Origin of the sequence: Streptomyces sp. NPDC050619 (assembly GCF_040654815.1) — a bacterium.
GTDB lineage: Bacteria > Actinomycetota > Actinomycetes > Streptomycetales > Streptomycetaceae > Streptomyces.
The window spans coordinates 24,661-44,017 of the sequence record NZ_JBFAIR010000017.1; the positions used below are offsets into that span (position 1 = coordinate 24,661).

Below are 19,357 nucleotides of genomic sequence, written 5' to 3' on the forward strand. Positions count from 1 at the left end.
GGGACGCGGTTGAGGGTAAGGTCGATAACGACAAAGACCCCGGCGAGGTGGGCAAACCTCCCGGGGCGCGGCCGATCTGAACGGAACAGACCGACATGCGAAACCTTATCCGCCGTACCGCCCGTTGGCTGGGCCTCCTACTCGCTCCCGGCACAGGGACACACCGCGCAGGCGGTCCCTTCACCCACCGACCGGACAAGCCTCACCCCACCGCCGTCTCCCTCCCTCTCCACCGCTCGCCGTACGGCCTCCCCACCGACCTCGACGGCACCGACTCCGCCCTCGTGCGCCCGTATCTCACCGCCCATGACCGGGAAGCCGCCCTCCAGCAGCACCGCCGTCTCGCCCTGGTCCTCGCCGCCGACTTCGGGATCGACCTCGACCGGCACCTGATCGGCGCGGAGGAGGTGGCTGCCTGATGGAGCCGATCGCCGTTCCCCGACTCCTGCCGTGGCAGTCGTTGGAGGGCAAGTCGTGCTTCTTGGTCCCCGGCGGCAGCGGCGGGTATCTCTCGCGCCTCGCCGATGACATGGAAGCCGTACAACTCGCCACGGCTGCGGAGGTGGTGGGCCGCGCCCGGGAGGTGTTGGACGATCCGATGTCTCCGTATGCCGAAGTGCGGTACGCCGGTTTCCGGCTCGCCGAGTGCCTGAACGACGTTCTGCGTGTGGCCGAATCGCGAGGCCTGCGTCTGTCCGGGCCGGAGGCCGGGGCCGGCGACGGTGGCGAAGACGACGAGGGCGCCCCGGATACCGGCACTCCCGGGACGGGAGCCCGCGCATGAGCCCCCGTGCCGTCTACCGCTACGTTTCGCATACCATCCGCCACGTCCCGGAGCGCGGCGCGATCTATGCGGTGCACTGCGCGGCGCCCGGATGTGCGGAGGGATCCGGCCCTCGCGACACCCAGGAAGCCGCCCAGGATTGGGCTCTGCGCCACACCGGCTGTACCGGCCATGACCTCTTCCGCCGGGTCGTGACCGACCACGCCCGCGTTACCCGCGACGAGTAGCCTTCGCCGGGCGTCCAGTGCTGCCGCACTCGTTCCGGCCGTGACCGTACGGATCGGCCGGAACGGGACGCGGAACACGGGACACGGAACCGATATGTATGGCACGACGGCTGCGCTTCAACGGCACCGACAGCAAGAACGGCGGATGCCCTGCCGCTCACGAGGACCTCGACAGCGGTTAGATCATCGTCCAGGAGGGGAAGCCGCTCACCGACCCCCAAGAACTGGCCCAACTCCAGCACTTCGGCCCGGAGGACGCCGCCGTGGCCGTCCCCCGTGAATTGCTCGTCAACCACGGCCCCAAGGAGATGGAGCGCGTGCCCAAGCTGATCGACTTGGAGGAGTTCGGCCGGCTCTTCGAGACGTTCGAGCACTCTGCCTGGCACCTGGAGACGCGGCGCGGCTACGCCTCCGACCGCGAAGACCCGGCGTACGGGGAGTTCCTCGCCACCGGCACGGCCCCGTGCGACCTCGACAGCGACTGGTGCGCGAACATCCGCGAGCAGACGTCTGACGGCAAGTACGTGGGGCGCGTTCGTGTCGTCGACGACCCGCCGGCCGAAGGGCAGTTGTTCCTGCTCAGCTATGCGCGGTGCAACGCTGCCACGGGTGAGGACGTGCGGAATCTGTGGCGTGCGGATGCCGAACGGGTGCACCTTCCCGCCACGGATTTCTGGATCTTCGACAGTCGGCTGGTCGCTGTCCTCCGCTTCGACGAGGCGGATGCCTTCCATGACGTCGAGCTCATCACGGAGCCCGCCGAGGTGCTGCGGTACTGCCAGGTGCGGGATGCCGCGGTACACGCGTCCATCCCGTACGAGGAGTTCGCGACGCAGCTGGGCACGAAGGGCTAGTGGTGCCGTATCAGGCAACGTTCGCCCTGTCGGGGACGCGCCGGAGAATCACGGAGCCTGTGTCGCCTTCAGAGTCGCCTTCTTGAAGACTTCGAACACGGCCAGGTAGTTCTTGCCGCCGTGGCCGTCCGCTATCGCCCGCGAGGCGATCTCCTGCATCAGCCGCGGCTGGTCGGTGTGCACGCCCTGCTCCTCGGAGGTGCGGGTGATGTGCTCCAGCGCGTTCAGGTTCATCTCCAAGGTGCCGAGATCGCCCGGGTAGTTGCCCTTGTCCAGGTCGGGAGCCTCCTGGGCGAGCATCGGGCCCAGAACTGCGGGCATGAACCAGTCGACGGCCAGTTCGGCGAACTCCACCGCCGAGACCCCGGCCGAGCCGACCATGGCGGTGGCGTGCAGATAGCCGTTCATGGTGGCGTACATCATCTCCAGCAGCGCGGTGTTGTACAGCACCGCCAGACCGGGCTCGGAACCGAGGTACCGGGGATCGCCCATGCTCGCCAGCGTCGCCCGGTGCTCGTCGAAGACGTCCTGCGAACCGCTGTAGAGGAAGACGGATTCGGGGTGTCCGACCAGCGGCGGCGGCACCATGATCGCGCCGTCCAGGTACGAGGCGCCGCGCTCGGTCGCCCAGCTGACCGCCGCGTGTGCCTCCTTCGGGGTACCGGAGTTGAGGTTCACCAGTAAGCGGCCATTCAAGGCGTCACCAGCGGAGTCGAAGACCTCGTACATGGTCTCGTAGTCCTTGAGACACATGATCGTGACAGGGCTCGCGGACACCGCTTCGGCGACGGTCCCCGCACGGTGAGCGCCCTTGGCGACGAGGCTGTTGGCCTTCTCGGGGGTGCGGTTCCAGACGGTCGTGGGGTGGCCGTGGTCCCAAAGTGTCCCGGCGAGGGCGAGGCCCATGGGACCGAGGCCGATGACGGTAACGGGCGCGTGCTGCGGGCTTACCGATTGCTGGTTCGTCATGCGGAATAGACTGATGTCTCACACCGATGTGAGAGTCAACCGAACGTGGTGGTCGTCACATGCGCATGGGGGAGTTCTCCCGGCGGACCGGGGTCAGCCAACGCCTGCTGCGCTACTACGAGGAGCAAGGGCTGCTCAAGCCGTCGCGGCGGCCAAGCGGGTACCGCGAGTTCACGGAAGAGGACATAGCCACTGTCCGGGGCATCCGCATACTGCTCGGCGCCGGTCTCAACACCGCCACCATCGCCGAACTGCTGCCCTGCATGGTCGACGACGGGCAGATCCTGGCGCCAGCCTGTGCCGGCATGCTGCCCGACCTGAACCGGGAACGTGAACGCATCAACGAGGCCGTGGCCGGCCTGCTGGCCGCACGCGACACGCTGGACGCCGTCATCGCCGCCGCGGCGCCGACCGGGACCGACGATCCGGAGGCCTGCTACGCGGCCGGTGCCGCAAGGCGGCCCGATGACGCCGATTCGTTGTCGCGCGGCATCACGTGATGCGTGCCGCACTCGTTCCGGCCGTGACCGTACGGAGCGGCCGGAACGGGACAAGGGGACCCGGGGCTCCGCCCCGCCCAGGCGAACAACGGGCTACAGAACGGCGAGTGGTGCCGCGTTCAGGAGCCGCTGCCTGCGAGTGACTCGAGCAGGGCGCGGGTCCGGTTGGGCATCACCTCCGAAAGTGACACGGCCGTGCTCGAGCGGACCACCCCCTCGATGCTGAGCATGGCGGTGGTGATGCGGTGCAGATCCGCGGTATCCCGTGCTACGACCTTGGTGAGCAGGTCGGCCTCGCCGGTGGTCGCGTGGACCTCGACGACCTCCGGGATGTTCTCCAGCAGGCTCATCGCGCCGGCCCCCTCGCTCTGGCTGATCTCGAGGGACACGAACGCGACGAGGGTGTAGCCCAGGGATGCCGGCGACACGCGCTGGCTGAAGCCGAGCAGGAGACTGGCTCGATCCATCCGCTGAAGACGTGCGTGCACGGTGTTGCGGGACACCCCGAGGACCTTCGCCAGCTGAAGGATCGTCGAGCCGGGGTCATCGTCGAGAGCCAGTAGGATCCGGGCATCGAGCGGGTCGATCGACTTCATGCTTGTCATTCTGCCCTGAATTCCCCGTGCCGTTGTGCGTCCATCCCACCCTGAGGGGAAGAGCTTGTAAATCCGTTCCCTGCCCTTCGATCATCGTCGCCATGACCAACCCAGCCGTGTCCACGGCGCCCATGCCCCGCCGCACCGTGTCTGTGCTGCCGTCCTACGTCGCTGGACAACGGGCCCAGTCCGAGATGATCGCGTCGCTCGCCTCCAATGAGAGCCACTACGCGCCGCTCCCGTCCGTGCTCGATGTCGTCGCGCACTCCGCGGCGCGGCTCAACCGATACCCCGACAGTGGCGCGGTCGTGCTCCGCGAGCGCATCGCGGAGCACCTCGGGGTGACGGCGGGTGAGGTCGCGATCGGGCCGGGCAGCGTCGGCGTACTGCAGCAGATCATCGTCTCGTTGTGCGATCCAGGCGACGAGGTCGTCTTCGCATGGCGCTCGTTCGAGGCGTATCCCCTTCTCGTGACCCTCGCCGGAGCACGCCCGGTCCCGGTGCCGCTCGGCCCCGACGAAGGACACGACTTGGAGGCGATGGCCGCCGCGATGACCGACCGCACGCGCATCGTCCTCCTGTGCACCCCCAACAACCCCACCGGAGTGCCGATCACCGGCGCTGCGGTGGAGCGCTTCCTCGCCACCGTTCCCCCGCAGGTACTCGTCGTGATCGACGAGGCCTACTTCGAGTACGGCACCGACCCGGCCGCCGTCGACGCGATCGGCGCCTATCGAAACCATCCAAACGTGTGTGTTCTGCGCACCTTCTCGAAGGCGCACGGCCTCGCCGGGCTCCGCGTCGGCTACGCGATCGCAAGGCCCCGGATTGCCGACACACTGCGGAAGACCGTGATTCCCTTCGCCGTGAGCGACCTGGCCCAGCAGGCCGCGGTCGCGTCCCTCGACGCCGAGTCGGAGATGCGCGACCGGGTCGCCTCGGTCACTTCCGAGCGCGATCGCGTCATCTCCCGTGCCCGCGGCGCCGGTTGGGACGTGCCCGACTCGCAGGCGAACTTCGTCTGGATCCGGGCCGCCGACGATCGCCGGGAGGGAATCGTCAAAGCGTTCGCCGCGGCCGACATCCTGGTCCGTGGATACGCCGGCGACGGAGTCCGGATCACGATCGCCGACTCCTTCGCGAACGACCGCGTCATCCGCGTGCTCGCCGAGCTGAACAGCGTAAACAGCGCGGAACTGAACAGCGCCGGAGACGAGCAGTGACCGGCAACCTCGCGACCACCCCGGCCATCGAGTCAACGAAGCATGGCGTGGCTGAGGACCTCCTGGCGATCCTCACCGGCACCTTCATCGCATCCCTCGGACTCTTCCTCGTCCAGGTCAGCGGGACGGTCACGGGCGGCACCGCCGGCCTCGCACTCCTGCTCAGCTACACGATCGATCTGCCGTTCGGGCTGATCTTCCTCGCCGTCAACCTGCCCTTCTTCGTACTCGCCGTCTCGAAGAAGGGGTGGAACTTCGTGATCCGCACCGGGCTTTCGGTCGGCATCTTCTCCCTGATGGCCTCTCTCCACCCGACAGAGATCGCCCAGATCGACATCGACCCGGTTTACGCCGGGCTCGCCGGCAATCTGCTCGCCGGCATGGGACTCCTCGTCCTCTTTCGGCACGGGTCCAGTCTGGGCGGCTTCAACATCTTCGCCCTGATCGTGCAAGAACGCATGGGCCTGCGTGCCGGATACGTCCAGATGATCCTCGACGTCATCGTCGTGGCCGTATCCCTCACGGTCGTCTCCCCTCCCAAGGTTCTGCTTTCGGCCGCGGGCGCCGTCGTCCTCAACATCGTCCTCGCCTTCAACCACCGGCCAGGACGCTATACCGGGACATAGCTGTCCTCATTTCCCTTTGTTGACCCGCTCATGGCCTGCCCCTGGTTCTCGCCACGAGGAAGCGCGGCCACCATCTACGCGTGTAGCCCCCGCACGGCACCACTCCACACCTCCGCGCTCCCTCCACCCAGGAGACCCCATGCCCGTCAGTCCCATGAACCGCCGTGAGTTCGTGCAGAAGTCGGCCGTCACCGGTGCGGCCGTAGCAGTCGTGGGGGCCGCCGCGGTCCCCGCGCAGGCAGCGGAGGACCGCGCGCCCCAACACACCCCCCGCACCTGGTCGTTCTCCATCCTCGGCACCACCGACCTGCACAGCCACGTCTTCGACTGGGACTACTACACCGACGCCGCCTACCAGGACAGCAAGGGCAACTCGGTCGGCGTCGCGCGGGTCGCCACGCTCGTCAAGCAGCAGCGCGAGGCCAAGGGCGAGGAGCACGTGCTGCTCGTCGACGCGGGCGACATCATCCAGGGGACGTCACTGGCGTACTACTACGCGCGCGTGGAGCCCATCACAGGAGAGGACGCCCCCCAGCACCCGATGGCCGTCGCCATGAACCACATGCGCTACGACGCCGCCGCCCTCGGCAACCACGAGTTCAACTACGGCATCGACGTGCTGCGGAAGTTCGAGAGCCAGTGCCGTTTCCCGCTGCTCGGCGCCAACGCGCTCGACGCGAAGACACTCCGGCCCGCCTTCCAGCCGTACACCGTGAAGCGGATCCGCGTCCCCGGCGCCCCCGACATCAAGGTCGGCATTCTCGGCCTCACCAACCCCGGCATCGCCCTGTGGGACAAGGACAACGTCAGCGGGAAGATGGTGTTCCCGGGCCTCGTCGAGCAGGCGAAGAAGTACGTGCCCCGACTGCGCGCCCTCGGCTGCGACGTCGTCTTCCTCACCGACCACTCCGGACTCGACGGCTCCACCTCCTACGGCGACGCGCTCCCGTACGTCGAGAACGCCTCCAACCTCGTCGCCGAGCAGGTCCCCGGCATCGACGCGATCCTGGTCGGCCACACACACGTCGAGGTGTCCTCGTACACCGTCAAGAACGCGGAGACCGGCGAGGACGTCCTGCTCTCCGAGCCGTACTGCTGGGGCTACCGCCTGACCGTCTTCGACTTCGAGGTCGAACTGCGCCACGGCCGGTGGGAGGTGACGAGCAAGGCGGCCCAGACCCTCGATCCCAAGGCCGTGGAGGAGGACACCGAGATCACCCAACTCCTCCAGGCTGACCACGAGTTGGTGGTCAAGTACGTCAACACACCCGTCGGCACCTGCACCGAGGACCTCCCGGCGGCGGACTCCTGCTGGAAGGACGTCCCCATCATGGACTTCATCCACGAGGTGCAGATGAAGGCGGTCGCCGCCGGGCTGTCGAGCGCGGACGCCGCCCTGCCGCTCATCTCGGTCGCCGCGCCCTTCAGCCGCACCGCCGACATCCCGGCCGGCGACGTGACCATCAGGGACATCGCCGGGCTCTACATCTACGACAACACCCTCTACGGCAAGAAGCTCACCGGTGCCCAGCTCAAGGACTACCTGGAGTACGCGGCGAAGTACTACCACCAGGTGCCGAGCGGCACGAAGGTCGACACCGCCACCCTCACCAACGCCAACAGCTTCTGGGACTACATGTACGACACTGCCGCGGGCGTCGCGTACGAGATCGACGTCGCCCAGGCGGAGGGCTCGCGGATCAAGAACCTCACCTACGACGGCACCGCCGTCACCGACGACCAGGTCTTCGTCGTCGCCGTCAACAACTACCGCGCCAACGGGGGCTCCGGCTACCCGCACATCGCCGCGGCGGACATCGCGTACAGCTCCACCAACGAGATCCGCCAGCTGATGATCGACTACGTGACGGAGAAGAAGACCCTGGACCCGGCCGACTTCGCGGTCACCAACTGGCGGCTGACGCAGGACGGTACGCCTGTGTTCTGAGCTGCCCCGATCAGACAGAGAGAAAAGCCGCATATCGTCATATCCTGGGAAATCGGGTACTGACGAGAGGTGAGTGCGATGCGCGTACTGCTCAAGGCGAACCTGGACACGGAGAAGGCGAACGATGCCATCCGGAACGGCACCCTCGGGAAACTGATCCAGGAGTCGGTGGAACAGATCAAGCCCGAAGCGGCCTACTTCACCGCCGACAACGGCAATCGCACCGCCTTCCTGGTCTTCGACCTGAAGGACGTCTCCCAGATGCCGGCGATCAGCGAGCCGTTCTTCCTCAACCTGGGTGCCAAGATCTCCTACACCCCGATCATGAACCTCGAGGACGTGCAGAAGGGCCTGTCCCAGGTGGGTCGCTGACCGTCGGCGGAGCCCTGTGGCTCAGCTGAAGGGCTCAGCTGAAGGGCTCAGACGAAGGGCTCAGCTGAAGACGATCATCGATCCCTGCGCCAGGCTCCGCGTCGCCGCCGCGTGCAGCCCGAGCCACACATGGCGCTCGCGGGCGAAGGGGCTGGGGTCGTAGGGAGCGGGTACCGCCGGCTCCTCCAACTCCGTGGGGGTGAGCGGGGGTTGGGGGGCCGCCGGGGGGTTGGCCGGGTCGATGCCGATGGTCTGAGCCACGACTTCCAGCTCCCGCAGCAGCGTTTGCGACGAGCCCAACGGGCCGCCACCCGCCAGGAGTTCGTCGTTGGCGAGGGGGTGCGGGAAGTCCACGGGGACGTACGCGCCCGCGTGGTCGTAGTGCCAGACCAGGTGCGACTGCTGGGCCGTCGCCTCGAACATCTCCAGCAACTGCTCGTAGTCGCCGCCCAGTGCGTCCACCGGCGTCACCGGCAGCCCGCAGACCTGGAGGAGGTAGGCCCGGCGCAGGAAGTGCAGCGCGTCGTAGTCGAAGCCGGCCACGGGGGCCACGTCGCCGGACAGTCCCGGCATGTACTGGTACACCGGCACCGGCGGCAGCCCGGCCTCGGCGAGCACCTTGTTGTATTGCGCGAGTTCCTCGGCGAAGGGGTTGTCCGGGGTGTGGCACAACACGTCCACAAGCGGCACCAGCCACAGGTCACAGGCCAAAGGTCAGCTCCTCGGTCACTCGCAGTGCGCGGTGGTCACAGGGTGGTCAAGGAAGGGTAATCGGTGCGGCGCCGGGTGCGCTGCAGTCGTGCGGGACCCATATGGGGCCCGCCCCTCGCCTCCTGCGGTTCCCCTACCCGAGCCCGCCCCGCTCACCCGGCGGCGAGCCGTTCGATCAGGGCGAGGGCGTGGGCGTTGTGCGCGGCGACGACCGACCGGGCCGCCGTCATGTCGCGGCGGGCGAGGGCGTCCACCAGCTCGGTGTGCCCGGACCACAGGCGACCGCGCAGGTCGGTCATGCGGCGCAGGTGCTGCACCGTGCACACCCAGGTCTGGACGCGCAGCCGGTGCAGGAAGTCGGAGAGGTAGGGGTTGCCGAACAGATTGCCCAGCTCGCGCCAGAAGCGCAGGTCGTAGCCGATCAGGATGGTGAGGTCCCCGGCGGCGGCGGCGCGCTGCGCCTCCTCGCCCCGGCGGCGCACGCCCGCGATGGCGGCCGCGGTGCGGGGGTCGTCAAGAGACCGGTGGTCCCGGTGGCGGTCGTCGAGCGACTGGAACATCCCGTCGGTGACCAGGTTGCGGGCCTCGATCATGCCCCGGAAGTCGGCGGCCGAGTACTTGTGCACCGCGAAGCCGCGGTGCTGGTCGGCTTCGAGGAGCCCCTGTGCGGAGAGGTCGACCAGCGCCTCGCGCACCGGTGTCGCCGAGACGCCGTACTGCTCGGCGATCTCCTTCACCGTGAACTCCTGCCCCGCCTGTAGCCGGCCGGCCAGCACCTCGTCGCGAAGCGCGTCGGCGATCTGCTGCCGCAGGGTGCTGCGAGTCACCGCGAGGTTGCCGCTACTGGCGGGCATGGTCGGTGCGTCTCCCTCGTCGCGTCGGGCTGGCGTGCACGTATATGTCTACGAGCACGCCACCTTACGCGTTCGAGTCGCCCCGATACTTGGTACTTACGCCCGGGTATCCGGCGTTTACTCCCTGTGCCGAATCCAGTAACCCTCCGTGCACTACGAACCTCGTAACTCCCGTGTACTACGCGGTGTACTGGTCCGCGACCGAGAGCGCCGCGTCCAGCGCCGCGAGCCCTTCCTTGAGCTCCGCCTCGCTCACGTTGCACGGCGGCACGACATGGGTCCGGTTCATGTTGATGAACGGCCACAGTCCCTGCTGCTTCGCGGCGGCCCCGACCGCGGCCATCGGCGCGTTCGCCTCCCCGGCCGCGTTGTACGGCACGAGCGGCTCCCGGGTCTCCCGGTTCCTGACCAGCTCGACGGCCCAGAACATGCCGACGCCGCGCACCTCGCCCACCGACGGATGCCGCTCGGCCAGCTCCCGCAGCGCCGGCCCGACGACGTCCGCCCCGAGCCGGGCCGCGTTCTCGACCACGCCCTCCTCGGCCATCACGTTGATCGTCGCGACGGCCGCCGCGCACGCCAGCGGATGGCCCGAGTACGTCAGTCCGCCCGGGTACGGCCGCTTGGCGAAGGTCTCCGCGACGGCCCCGGAGATCGCGACACCGCCGAGCGGCACATACCCGGAGTTCACGCCCTTCGCGAAGGTCATCAGGTCCGGTACGACGTCGAACAGGTCGGCCGCGAACCACTCGCCGGTCCGCCCGAACCCGGCCATGACCTCGTCCAGGATGAAGACGATGCCGTACTTGTCGCAGATCTCACGGACGCCCGCGAGATAGCCCGGCGGCGGGACCATGATCCCGGCCGTCCCCGGGATCGTCTCCAGGATGATCGCGGCGATCGTCGCCGGCCCCTCGAAGGCGATCGTCGTCTCCAGGTGCTCCAGGGCCCGCGCGCACTCCTGCTCCTCGGTCTGAGCGTAGAAGCGGGAGCGGTACAGGAAGGGCGCCCAGAAGTGCACGACACCGGCCGCGGCACCGTCGGAGGCCCAGCGGCGCGGGTCACCGGTGAGGTTGACCGCCTGCTGCGTGCCGCCGTGGTACGAGCGGTACGCCGACAGCACCTTCGTACGGCCCGTGTGCAGCCGCGCCATCCGCACGGCGTGCTCCACGGCGTCGGCCCCGGCATTGGTGAAGAAGATCTTGTCCAGGTCGCCGGGCGTCCGCTCGGCGATCAGCCGCGCAGCCTCCGACCGCGCCTCGATCGCGAACGCGGGCGCGAACGTCGTCATGCTCGCGGCCTGCTCCTGGATCGCGGCGACGACCTTCGGGTGCTGGTAGCCGATGTTGGTGAAGACGAGCCCGCTGGAGAAGTCGAGGTACCTCCGGCCGTCGTAGTCCCAGAAGTACGACCCCTCCGCGCCGGCGACGGCGAGCGGGTCGATGAGCTCCTGCGCGGACCAGGAGTGGAACACGTGCGCACGGTCCGCGGCCTTCACGGCGGCGCCGGCCTGAGGGCTGGGCTGAGGGGTCATGGAGTGAGCGTAAATGTCCGCGATGCGGAAGCGGTATCGGCGTCCTGTCTGTGGACGGGGGGTTTCCGCGACAGTGTGTCGCGCGTCAGCGCCTGTCCGCCCGCCTCAGCGCCTGTCGGTCATCAGTCGTCGGGGTCGGCGACGCGGACGGCCCTGGCTCCGTCCTTCGTGCACGTGATCTCGTACGTGAGGTCGTCCGCGTCGTCGGCGCTCGGCTCGGCCTCCAGACGGGCCGCGGGGGCCGGTCCGCGCAGGACGTCGTCGTCGAATCCGTACCCGTCGGACGGGCTCCAGGAGACGAGGTACACATTTCCGTCGGAGCGGCACTCGACGACGGCGCTGCCGCCGGTGAAGCGGACGGATTCACTCCGGGGGGAGCCGGAGGGGGAAGGAGAGAGGGATTCGGGGGAGCCAGGCGATCCGGGGGATCCGGGGGATTCGGAGGGCGAAGGCGTCGCGCTCGAGGTCTCGGTCTCAGGGGCCGATGCCAGGGCCCGCCGCACCGCCGCGTCGTCCAGCGCACGTCCGTGCGCACCCACGTCGGCGTCGGCGCTCGCCAGCTGCCACGCGCCGAGCCCGCCCGCGCCCGTGCCGACCGCCACCCACGCGGCGGTCACCACCGCGCTCCGCCACCTCATCGCCACCTCCTGAGTACAAGCACAAGCCTCCCGCACTCTTTCCTAACGTCCGGTTAAGCCACGTACAAGGACGGGGCCCGGCGCCCGCCCACCGGTCCGCAGCGCCAACTCCCTGACTACGGTGTCCACATGGCACATCTACTGGTCGTGGAGGACGATCCGGCGCTGCGCGCCGCCCTGGTGCGTGCCCTGAGAGAGAAAGGTCACGCCGTCGCGACGGCGCCCAGCGGCATGGCCGGACTCGACGCGGCGGTGACCAGCCCGCCCGACCTGATCGTGCTGGACCTGGGGCTGCCGGACGTGGACGGCGGCCAGGTGCTGCGGATGCTGCGGGCGGTGAGCGACGTACCGGTGATCGTTGCCACCGCGCGCGACGAGGAACCGGAGATGGTCGCGCTGCTGGAGCAGGGGGCGGACGACTACATCGTGAAGCCGTTCGGCGCGGCGCAGTTGGACGCCCGGATCAAGGCGGTACTGCGCCGCCTGGGCACGCCCGAGGCGGCGGAACCGCTGAGGGTGGGCGGCCTCACCGTGGACCCGGCGGCCCGCGAGGTCACCCTGGACGACAGGGCCCTGGACCTCACCCCACGCGAGTTCGACCTGCTCGCCCATCTCGCCCGCCGCCCGGGACAGGTGGTGTCCCGACGCGAACTCCTCGCCGAGGTGTGGCAGCAGCCGCTGGGCGGCGCGGACAAGACGGTCGACGTCCATCTGTCGTGGCTGAGAAGGAAACTGGGGGAGACGGCACAGGCACCGCGCTATCTGCACACGGTCCGCACGGTGGGGGTGAAATTGGCGGCGCCTGAGGTGGGGGGTGGGTCTGAGGCTGGGGGTGGCTCTGGGGGTGCGTCTGAGGTGGGGCGTGGGTCTGAGGTGGGGCGCGGGCCTGGGGGCGAGCGCCGACCTGAGGCTGAGCCCGGATCCGAGGCCGAGCCTGGACCCGAGGCGGGCGGCGGCTAGTGCGGCGCCGGCTGCTGCTGCTCACCGGTGCCACCACCGCGCTCGTGCTGACCGCGCTGCTGGTGCCCCTGACGCTGCTCACGCGCACCCATGCCGCCGACCGGGCCACCGCGGAGGCGACCGCGCGGGCGCAGTGGGTGGCGGCCGCCACCGGCCCCGGCCTGGCGGCGCCCGTGGCTGGGACCGCAGCCGGCTCTGCGACCAGGGCCGGGAACGGGTCTGCGCCCACGGCCGGGAACGGGTCTGCGACCACAGCCGGGTCCCGGGCGGCGACCGTGACTGCGGCCGGGATCGGGTCCGCGACCGGGACTGCGGCCGGGTCCGGGAACGGGACTGCGGCCGGGTGCGGGACCGGGTTCGTGACCACGGCTCGGACCGTGACCACGGCTGGGACCGGAACTGCGGCCAGGTCCGCGACCGGGACTGCGGCCAGGTCCGCGACCGGGACTGCGGCCGGGACCGGGACCACGGCCGGAACCACGACCGCCACCGGCCCCGGGACCACGACCGTGCCCACCGGTCAGGCGACCGGAACCACGACCGCGACCGTGCCCACCGGTCAGGCGACCGGGACCACGACCGCGACCGAGCCCACCGGTCAGGCCACCGGACGGGAAGACGCGGAGCAGATACTGCGCGGCGTCAACGGTCCCGGCTTGCCGAGGGTCTCGCTGCTCCTGGCCGATGGCACCGTCATCGGTGCCCCGGCCCGTGTGACGGACGCGGTGCGGCTTGCTCGTACCGGGCGGGCCTTCACCTACGAGCCGCCGGACGGTGGGCGGGTCGTGCTCGTGCCGGTGCACGGGGCCGCCGACGGCACGGCGGTTGTCCAAGCGGCGCTCAGCAGAGGCCAGTTGTACGACGGTGTGCTCACGTCATGGTTCGTGCTCGCCGGTATCGGTGTCGGACTCGTCCTGCTCGGGCTGCTGCTCGCCGACCGGCTGGGCGCACGGCTCGTCGGTGCGACCCGCTCACTGGCCCGGACCGCGGACCGGCTGGCCGCCGGGGATCTGGAGGCGCGGGCCGAGCCCGCCGGGCCCGCGGAGTTGCGGCTGATCGCCGGGCAGCTGAACCGGCTCGGCGCCCGCATCGACGAGCTCCTCACCGCCGAACGCGAGAACGCGGCCGACCTGGCGCACCGGCTGCGCACCCCCGTCGCCGCCCTCCGGCTGGACGCCGAGACCCTCCGCGACACCGCAGAGGCGGAGCGCATCGCCTCCGGCGTGGCCGCGCTGGAACGCGGGGTCGACGAGGTGATCCGAAGGGCGCGGCGGCCCTTGCGGGAGGCGGCGCCCAGCACCGACCTGGCCGCCGTCGCCCGGGAACGGGCCGGGTTCTGGCTGCCGTTGGCGGAGGACCAGGGGCGTGCCGTCGACGTCGACACCCCGGTCAACGAACTCCCCGTCGCCGTACCCGAGGACGAACTCGCCGCCGCGCTCGACGCGCTGATCGGCAACGTCCTCGACCACACCCCGCAGGGCACGGCCTTCCGGGTCGAGGCGCGGGCGACGGCCACCGGGGCGGAACTGTCCGTCGCGGACGAGGGCCCGGGCTTCCCGGGCGCGCACACCGCCGAGCGCGGCAGCAGCGGCGCGGGTTCCACCGGTCTGGGCCTGGACATCGCCCGCCGCACGGCGGAGGAGGCGGGCGGCCGGTTCGAGGCGGAGAGCGCGCCGGGGGCACGGGTGACACTGACGTTCCCGGCCTCTGCGTAGGGCCCTGGCCCTACGTAACGCCCCCTACGTAACGCCCCTGCGTAACGCCTCCTGCCCACGCCCCCCTGCTCACCCGCGCGGAAACACCGCCCGCACCGCCCTCACCCACAGGTTCGCCCCCAGCTCCGGGCGCAGGGCGGCCGTACCGGCGCTGTACTTGGTGAAGTCGGCGGGGCGCAGGCCGTAGCGGTTCAGCATGCGGTCCGCCTCCGTCAGGTGCCCCTTCGTCTTCGTCTCGACCATCACGAGGCCGCCGTCGGCGAAGGCCTCGCGTCCCGTGGCGGGCTCCCGGACGACCAGCCCGGCGTCGCACGTCACCCGCTGCCCGTCGGCGACGAACGTCACCCGCCGGTAGTCGGTCACCAGCGCGGGCACCAGGCCGTGCGGGGCCTCGATGCCGTACGACCTCCGCAGCACGTCGGCCAGGAACTCCCGCCGGGGCCCGTCCAGCGGATGGTCGCTCCCGGCCATGCGCTGCCGGTACTTGACCGTCTCGCCGCGCCCGCTCTTGAGCTTGATCTCGAACTGCCGCTCCCCGCTGTCCTCGTAGACCCGCTCCCGGACCCGGAAGCGCAGCCGGCGCCCCTGGCGGTGGTCGTGGAAGGTGCGCAGGCCGGGGGTGTCGTAGTACACGGAGTGGTACCGGAAGCGGCGCAGCCCGTCGATGGAGAGCGCCCGGAAGGGGCCTCCCACACCTGCCGGGCGCCGCGGATCGGTCAGCCGGGCGGCGAAGTCCTCGAAGACGGTGACGGGCACGAGGTAGCTGTTGTCGTGGCGGGCCAGCAGCTCCGCGCGGGCGTTGAGCTCGGCCAGGGAGAGGGGATGAGCGGCGGACGCGGCCCGCCCGACGGCATGCACGGCGGCATGGACGGCCGGTGCGCTCCAGCTGCTCACGGGCGCGGGCGCGGGCGCAGTCACACGTTCTCCCTGGCGGCGGGCGCGGCGGGTGCGGCCGGGGCGAGCCGGGCAGAGGTGCGCGGTGCTACGGCGTTGACCGGCGCCCCGTCACGCCGCGGCGCCCGGTAGCGGACCTCCAGCACCATCAGGTCCCGCACGTGGTCTATCTCCCGCACCGTCCACCCCAGCGGCTCCCCGAGCCGCCGCCACAGGTCGGCGCGCAGGTCGCGCTCGTCGCGGTGGACCACGTCGAGGGTGACGACGGTGCGCCGGTCCCGTGCGTAGAGCCGCGGGTGGTCGGCGGCGTACATGATGAGCAGCAGGACGCCCGCCAGTCCCGCGGCGACCGTGAGGTCCAGCCCGGGAAGCCCGCACAGCAGCCCCAGAACCAGGGTGATGAAGTAGTACGCGACCTCCTGGTGCTGCAAGGCGTCCGACCGGAGCCGGACGATCGACAGCACCCCGAAGAGGCCGAAGCCGAGCGTGAGCCCGCCGTTGCCGCCCACGCTGCCGAGCGCGGCGACGACCGCGAACAGGGCGACGTTCAGGGCGAGATACGCGGGTACCAGCTCCCGCCTGCGGTGCCGCGGGTAGAAGACGCCGAACGTCAGCAGCGTCACGGCCAGGAGATCGAGGCCCAGGTGGGTGGCGATCTGTCCGAGGTTCTCTGTGCTGTCCATGCCGACGACGCTAGGGAACGGGAGGTTAAGCGGACCCCCTCTCACGGGTTAACGACCACTTGACAGCATACTGCCATGGTGACAGCATACTTACATGAACAGACTTACCGTGCATCACGCCGTATACGACACGCTCGCCGACTGGGAGACAGGTCACGCGACGGCCCATCTCGCCCGCGCCGGGTACGAGATCCGGACGGTCGGCCCGACCCTCGAGCCGGTGCGATCCATCGGCGGGCTCCGCATCCAGCCCGACCTGGCCCTGGACGACGTACACCCCGAGGACAGCTCCCTGCTGATCCTCCCGGGCGCCGACCTCTGGGACACTTCCGACGATCTCGCCCCCTTCGCCCGCAAGGCCCGCGCCTTCCTCGCCGCAGGCGTCCCCGTCGCCGCGATCTGCGGAGCCACCGCCGGACTCGCCCGCGAGGGCCTGCTCGACGACCGCGACCACACCAGCGCGGTCTCCTTCTACCTGGCCGCGACCGGATACGGCGGCGGCGAGCGGTACGTCGACGCGGACGCCGTGCGCGACCGGGGACTGATCACCGCGGGTCCCACCGAGCCCGTCGCCTTCGCGCGGGAGATCCTCGGTCTCCTCTCGGTCTACGAGGGTGAGGTACTGGACGCCTGGTACCGCCTGTTCCACGACTCCGACGTCGAGGCGTACGCCGTACTGGAGAAGGCGGGGACGGGGCGGTGAGCCGGGAGCGACAGGACCTGCTGAGCCGCAGCGCGCTCGGCGTCTTCCGGCTGAACGGCCAATTCCTGGCCGTCTCCGAGGAGTTGGCGCGACCGGCCGGACTCACCGCCGCCTGGTGGCAGGTGCTGGGCGCGGTCCTCGGCGAGCCGCTGTCCGTCGCGGGCATCGCCCGCGCGATGGGCATCACGCGCCAGAGCGTGCAGCGCGTCGCCGATCTGCTCGTGGAGCGGGGGCTGGCCGAGTACCGGCCCAACCCCGCCCACCGGCGCGCCAAGCTGCTGGCGCCGACGGAGGAGGGGCGGGCGGCCGTGTCCCGGATCGGCCCGGGGCACGCGGCCTTCGCCGACCGACTGGCTCAGGCGTACGGCGACGACGCCGAACTCGCCGACGCCGTACGGGTGCTGGAACGGCTGTCCAAGGTGCTCGAACAGCTGGGCTCGCCTGTTACGGAACCGTAGACGAGCGCGAATCCCCGCGGCGTGTGCCCCGCACTATCCTCGGCCTCGGGCTTTGCTGACGGGACGGTGGGGGAAGGCGGCGCGCGACGATGGAAGAACTGGGCCCGGGGGATCCCCCGCAGATCGGCTCGTACCGGCTGCTCGCGCGGCTCGGCGCCGGCGGGATGGGGCAGGTCTATCTGGCCCGGTCGGACCGGGGACGTACGGTCGCCGTCAAGCTCGTACGGGAAGAGCTGGCCGCGCGCGACGAGTTCCGGGCGCGGTTCCGGCAGGAGGTGCGGGCCGCGCGGCAGGTCGGCGGGTACTGGACGGCGCCGGTGCTGGACGCGGACACCGAGGCCGCGGTGCCGTGGCTGGCCACCGGGTACGTCGCCGGGCCCAGCCTCCAGCAGGTCGTCGGCCATGACCACGGGGCCCTGCCGGAACGCTCGGTACGCATCCTCGCGGCCGGCCTCGCGCACGCCCTGAAGGACGTCCACGCCGCCGGGATCGTCCACCGCGACCTCAAGCCGTCCAACGTGCTGGTGACCATCGACGGCCCCCGGGTCATCGACTTCGGCATCGCTCGCGCCCTGGAGACGGTGCCGGACGGGGGCGGGGGTCTGACCGGGACTGGCGCGCTCATCGGCTCGCCGGGCTTCATGGCGCCCGAGCAGGTGCGGGGGGATCGGATCACCCCCGCGTGCGACGTCTTCTGCCTGGGCTCGGTGCTGGCCTACGCCGCCACCGGCAGACTCCCCTTCGGCACGGCCGACAGCGGTGCGCCCGCCGTGATGTTCCGCATCGCGCAGGAGGACCCGGACCTGACAGGCGTACCGGAGGGCATCGCCGACCTCGTGCGCCACTGCCTGCGCAAGGACCCGGCCGCCCGCCCGACGCTCGACGCGATCCTGGAGCGTACGGGGGCTCAGGACACGGTCTCCGACGGGCGGACCCACGAGCCGTGGCTGCCGAGCGCGCTGGTGGCCCAACTCGGGCGGCACGCGGTGCGGTTGCTGGACACGGAGAGTCCGGGGAGTGCGGAGGGGCTGTCCCCGTCCTCCTCCTCGTCCCCGTCGTCCTCGTCCTCATCCTCGGACACGGCTGTGGTCCCCCTTCCGGAAGCCGCTCCGGAACACGCCGCCGCGTCGGACGACTCCTCACCGAACGCCTCACCGAACGCCTCATCGAACCCCGCCCCGGACCCTTACCCGTCGCTGGCCCCGCCACCGCCACCGCCCGCTCAGCCCGGTGCCGACGCCCCCGTGGACCACCTCCCCACGATGGTCACCGGCCAGGGCGACGGCCCGACGCCCCCTCCGACCACCCCGCCCGCGGCCCCGGTCCATCCCGCGTACGGCTACCCCCAGCAGCATCCCCAGCAACCCCACCCCTCCGCGCCCGGCTACGGCTACGGCTACCCGCAACAACCTCCCGCCTGGTCCGCGACCCCGCCGTACGACCCCACACCTCCGTACAACACGAGCACCCCGTCGACCTCCCGAACAAACGCCCGCTCCACCGCCGTACTAGTCGTGATCGCCCTGGTCGTCGCGCTCGCCGCCGGTGGCTCGGTCTACGCCCTGATGAACGGCGGCGGCGACGACCAGGCCGACGGCTCCCCCACCCCCTCCGCGGCCACCGGCGCACCGGCGGCCCCCGGCCCGACCACGCCCGACCCACCGTCCTCCACCCCCTCCCCCTCCTCGCCGACCACCTCCGCTCCCGCCGACGGCGCGATCCCGGCCGACTACCTCGGCACCTGGACCACCGCGATCGACAACGCCGACGGCCACCACACCCGCGAACTGACCCTCAAGCAGGGCGAGGCGGGCGACAGAGTGCTCTCCCTCGTCGCGGACGGTCCCGCCGGAAACGGCACCTACCACTGCGTGTTCGTGGCCGACCTGGTCGAAGCGCCCAGTGGGGACGGCCCGTTGCGGATCGGCCCCTCCACGGTCACGACCGGCGAGCCGCGCGCCTCCTGCACCCCGGGCGCCGCCAGCCAGATCAACCTGCTGCCGGACGGGTCGCTCCAGCGCGCCAACACCAGCACCGGCGAGACGCTGACCTACACCCGGTCATAGTCGAGGTTGAACGTAAGGCGAACTCCCGCCGACCAACCCGGA

Annotated in this window: 20 protein-coding genes and 1 pseudogene; 13 read left to right on the forward strand and 8 right to left on the reverse strand. The window is 70.5% G+C overall.

What is annotated here, in order from left to right; translation table 11 throughout:
- Nucleotides 1–95 precede the first annotated feature (95 nt).
- The 3 genes and pseudogenes from AB0I77_RS26670 to AB0I77_RS26680 all read left to right on the forward strand — a co-directional run bounded on the left by AB0I77_RS26670 (nucleotide 96) and on the right by AB0I77_RS26680 (nucleotide 1,865).
- Nucleotides 96–419, forward strand: coding sequence for a hypothetical protein (locus AB0I77_RS26670; protein WP_363285217.1), 324 nt, complete (start codon nucleotides 96–98; stop codon nucleotides 417–419).
- Nucleotides 419–784, forward strand: coding sequence for a hypothetical protein (locus AB0I77_RS26675; protein ID WP_363285218.1), 366 nt, complete (start codon nucleotides 419–421; stop codon nucleotides 782–784). The genes AB0I77_RS26670 and AB0I77_RS26675 overlap by 1 nt, the downstream gene beginning before the upstream one ends.
- A 325-nt stretch (nucleotides 785–1,109) precedes the next feature.
- A pseudogene (locus AB0I77_RS26680) lies at nucleotides 1,110–1,865 on the forward strand (DUF6879 family protein).
- Between the two features lie 48 nt (nucleotides 1,866–1,913).
- On the opposite strand, the gene AB0I77_RS26685 reads toward AB0I77_RS26680, so the two are convergent.
- Entirely contained in the window at nucleotides 1,914–2,834 is a 921-nt protein-coding gene (locus AB0I77_RS26685) for an NAD(P)-binding domain-containing protein (protein ID WP_363285219.1), read from the reverse strand.
- Between the two features lie 59 nt (nucleotides 2,835–2,893).
- Between AB0I77_RS26685 and AB0I77_RS26690 the strand changes: the two genes are divergently transcribed.
- Complete coding sequence (locus AB0I77_RS26690) at nucleotides 2,894–3,334, forward strand: MerR family transcriptional regulator (RefSeq protein ID WP_363285220.1); 441 nt, start codon at nucleotides 2,894–2,896, stop codon at nucleotides 3,332–3,334.
- A gap of 119 nt (nucleotides 3,335–3,453) precedes the next feature.
- Here AB0I77_RS26690 and AB0I77_RS26695 read toward each other — a convergent pair whose 3' ends face one another.
- Nucleotides 3,454–3,930 carry an Lrp/AsnC family transcriptional regulator gene (locus tag AB0I77_RS26695; RefSeq protein WP_363285221.1) on the reverse strand — a complete coding sequence of 159 codons (477 nt, stop codon included), beginning with the start codon at nucleotides 3,928–3,930 and terminating at the stop codon, nucleotides 3,454–3,456.
- A 101-nt stretch (nucleotides 3,931–4,031) separates the two neighbouring features.
- On the opposite strand from AB0I77_RS26695, the gene hisC reads away from it, so the two are divergent.
- The 4 genes from hisC to AB0I77_RS26715 all read left to right on the forward strand — a co-directional run bounded on the left by hisC (nucleotide 4,032) and on the right by AB0I77_RS26715 (nucleotide 8,099).
- On the forward strand, nucleotides 4,032–5,153 hold the full coding sequence (gene hisC, locus AB0I77_RS26700) for a histidinol-phosphate transaminase (protein ID WP_363285222.1): 1,122 nt from the start codon (nucleotides 4,032–4,034) through the stop codon (nucleotides 5,151–5,153).
- A gap of 47 nt (nucleotides 5,154–5,200) precedes the next feature.
- Nucleotides 5,201–5,779 carry a YitT family protein gene (locus AB0I77_RS26705; RefSeq protein ID WP_363285223.1) on the forward strand — a complete coding sequence of 193 codons (579 nt, stop codon included), beginning with the start codon at nucleotides 5,201–5,203 and terminating at the stop codon, nucleotides 5,777–5,779.
- A 139-nt stretch (nucleotides 5,780–5,918) separates the two neighbouring features.
- A complete protein-coding gene (locus AB0I77_RS26710) occupies nucleotides 5,919–7,727 on the forward strand; it encodes a 5'-nucleotidase C-terminal domain-containing protein (protein WP_363285224.1) in 1,809 nt (602 codons plus the stop codon).
- Between the two features lie 78 nt (nucleotides 7,728–7,805).
- Nucleotides 7,806–8,099, forward strand: coding sequence for a hypothetical protein (locus AB0I77_RS26715; RefSeq protein ID WP_363285225.1), 294 nt, complete (start codon nucleotides 7,806–7,808; stop codon nucleotides 8,097–8,099).
- Nucleotides 8,100–8,159: 60 nt separating this feature from the next.
- Here the strand turns inward: AB0I77_RS26715 and AB0I77_RS26720 are convergent, their stop codons facing one another.
- The 4 genes from AB0I77_RS26720 to AB0I77_RS26735 form a co-directional block, all read right to left on the reverse strand.
- Nucleotides 8,160–8,810 carry a hypothetical protein gene (locus tag AB0I77_RS26720; protein WP_363285226.1) on the reverse strand — a complete coding sequence of 217 codons (651 nt, stop codon included), beginning with the start codon at nucleotides 8,808–8,810 and terminating at the stop codon, nucleotides 8,160–8,162.
- A gap of 152 nt (nucleotides 8,811–8,962) precedes the next feature.
- Nucleotides 8,963–9,664, reverse strand: a complete 702-nt coding sequence (locus AB0I77_RS26725; protein ID WP_363285227.1) for a GntR family transcriptional regulator — start codon at nucleotides 9,662–9,664, stop codon at nucleotides 8,963–8,965.
- A gap of 178 nt (nucleotides 9,665–9,842) precedes the next feature.
- A complete protein-coding gene (locus AB0I77_RS26730) occupies nucleotides 9,843–11,198 on the reverse strand; it encodes an aspartate aminotransferase family protein (protein WP_363285228.1) in 1,356 nt (451 codons plus the stop codon).
- 122 nt (nucleotides 11,199–11,320) lie between these two features.
- Entirely contained in the window at nucleotides 11,321–11,836 is a 516-nt protein-coding gene (locus AB0I77_RS26735; protein WP_363285229.1) for a hypothetical protein, read from the reverse strand.
- A 129-nt stretch (nucleotides 11,837–11,965) separates the two neighbouring features.
- Here AB0I77_RS26735 and AB0I77_RS26740 point away from each other — a divergent pair, with 129 nt between their 5' ends.
- Both AB0I77_RS26740 and AB0I77_RS26745 read left to right on the forward strand, forming a co-directional pair.
- Complete coding sequence (locus AB0I77_RS26740; protein WP_363285230.1) at nucleotides 11,966–12,796, forward strand: response regulator transcription factor; 831 nt, start codon at nucleotides 11,966–11,968, stop codon at nucleotides 12,794–12,796.
- Nucleotides 12,796–14,511, forward strand: coding sequence for a HAMP domain-containing sensor histidine kinase (locus AB0I77_RS26745; RefSeq protein WP_363285231.1), 1,716 nt, complete (start codon nucleotides 12,796–12,798; stop codon nucleotides 14,509–14,511). Before AB0I77_RS26740 ends, AB0I77_RS26745 begins: the two co-directional genes overlap by 1 nt.
- A gap of 69 nt (nucleotides 14,512–14,580) precedes the next feature.
- On the opposite strand, the gene AB0I77_RS26750 is transcribed toward AB0I77_RS26745, so the two are convergent.
- Nucleotides 14,581–15,369 carry a VTC domain-containing protein gene (locus AB0I77_RS26750; protein WP_363285377.1) on the reverse strand — a complete coding sequence of 263 codons (789 nt, stop codon included), beginning with the start codon at nucleotides 15,367–15,369 and terminating at the stop codon, nucleotides 14,581–14,583.
- Between the two features lie 56 nt (nucleotides 15,370–15,425).
- A complete protein-coding gene (locus AB0I77_RS26755; protein WP_363285232.1) occupies nucleotides 15,426–16,088 on the reverse strand; it encodes a DUF4956 domain-containing protein in 663 nt (220 codons plus the stop codon).
- 94 nt (nucleotides 16,089–16,182) lie between these two features.
- Here AB0I77_RS26755 and AB0I77_RS26760 point away from each other — a divergent pair, with 94 nt between their 5' ends.
- The 3 genes from AB0I77_RS26760 (at nucleotide 16,183) to AB0I77_RS26770 (ending at nucleotide 19,315) form a co-directional block, all read left to right on the forward strand.
- The gene (locus AB0I77_RS26760; RefSeq protein WP_363285233.1) at nucleotides 16,183–16,791 is read left to right on the forward strand and encodes a type 1 glutamine amidotransferase family protein; all 609 of its coding nucleotides are present in this window, start codon (nucleotides 16,183–16,185) and stop codon (nucleotides 16,789–16,791) included.
- Entirely contained in the window at nucleotides 16,788–17,249 is a 462-nt protein-coding gene (locus tag AB0I77_RS26765; RefSeq protein WP_363285234.1) for a MarR family transcriptional regulator, read from the forward strand. The genes AB0I77_RS26760 and AB0I77_RS26765 overlap by 4 nt, the downstream gene beginning before the upstream one ends.
- Nucleotides 17,250–17,338: 89 nt before the next feature.
- The gene (locus AB0I77_RS26770) at nucleotides 17,339–19,315 is read left to right on the forward strand and encodes a serine/threonine-protein kinase (RefSeq protein WP_363285235.1); all 1,977 of its coding nucleotides are present in this window, start codon (nucleotides 17,339–17,341) and stop codon (nucleotides 19,313–19,315) included.
- Nucleotides 19,316–19,357: the final 42 nt, after the last annotated feature.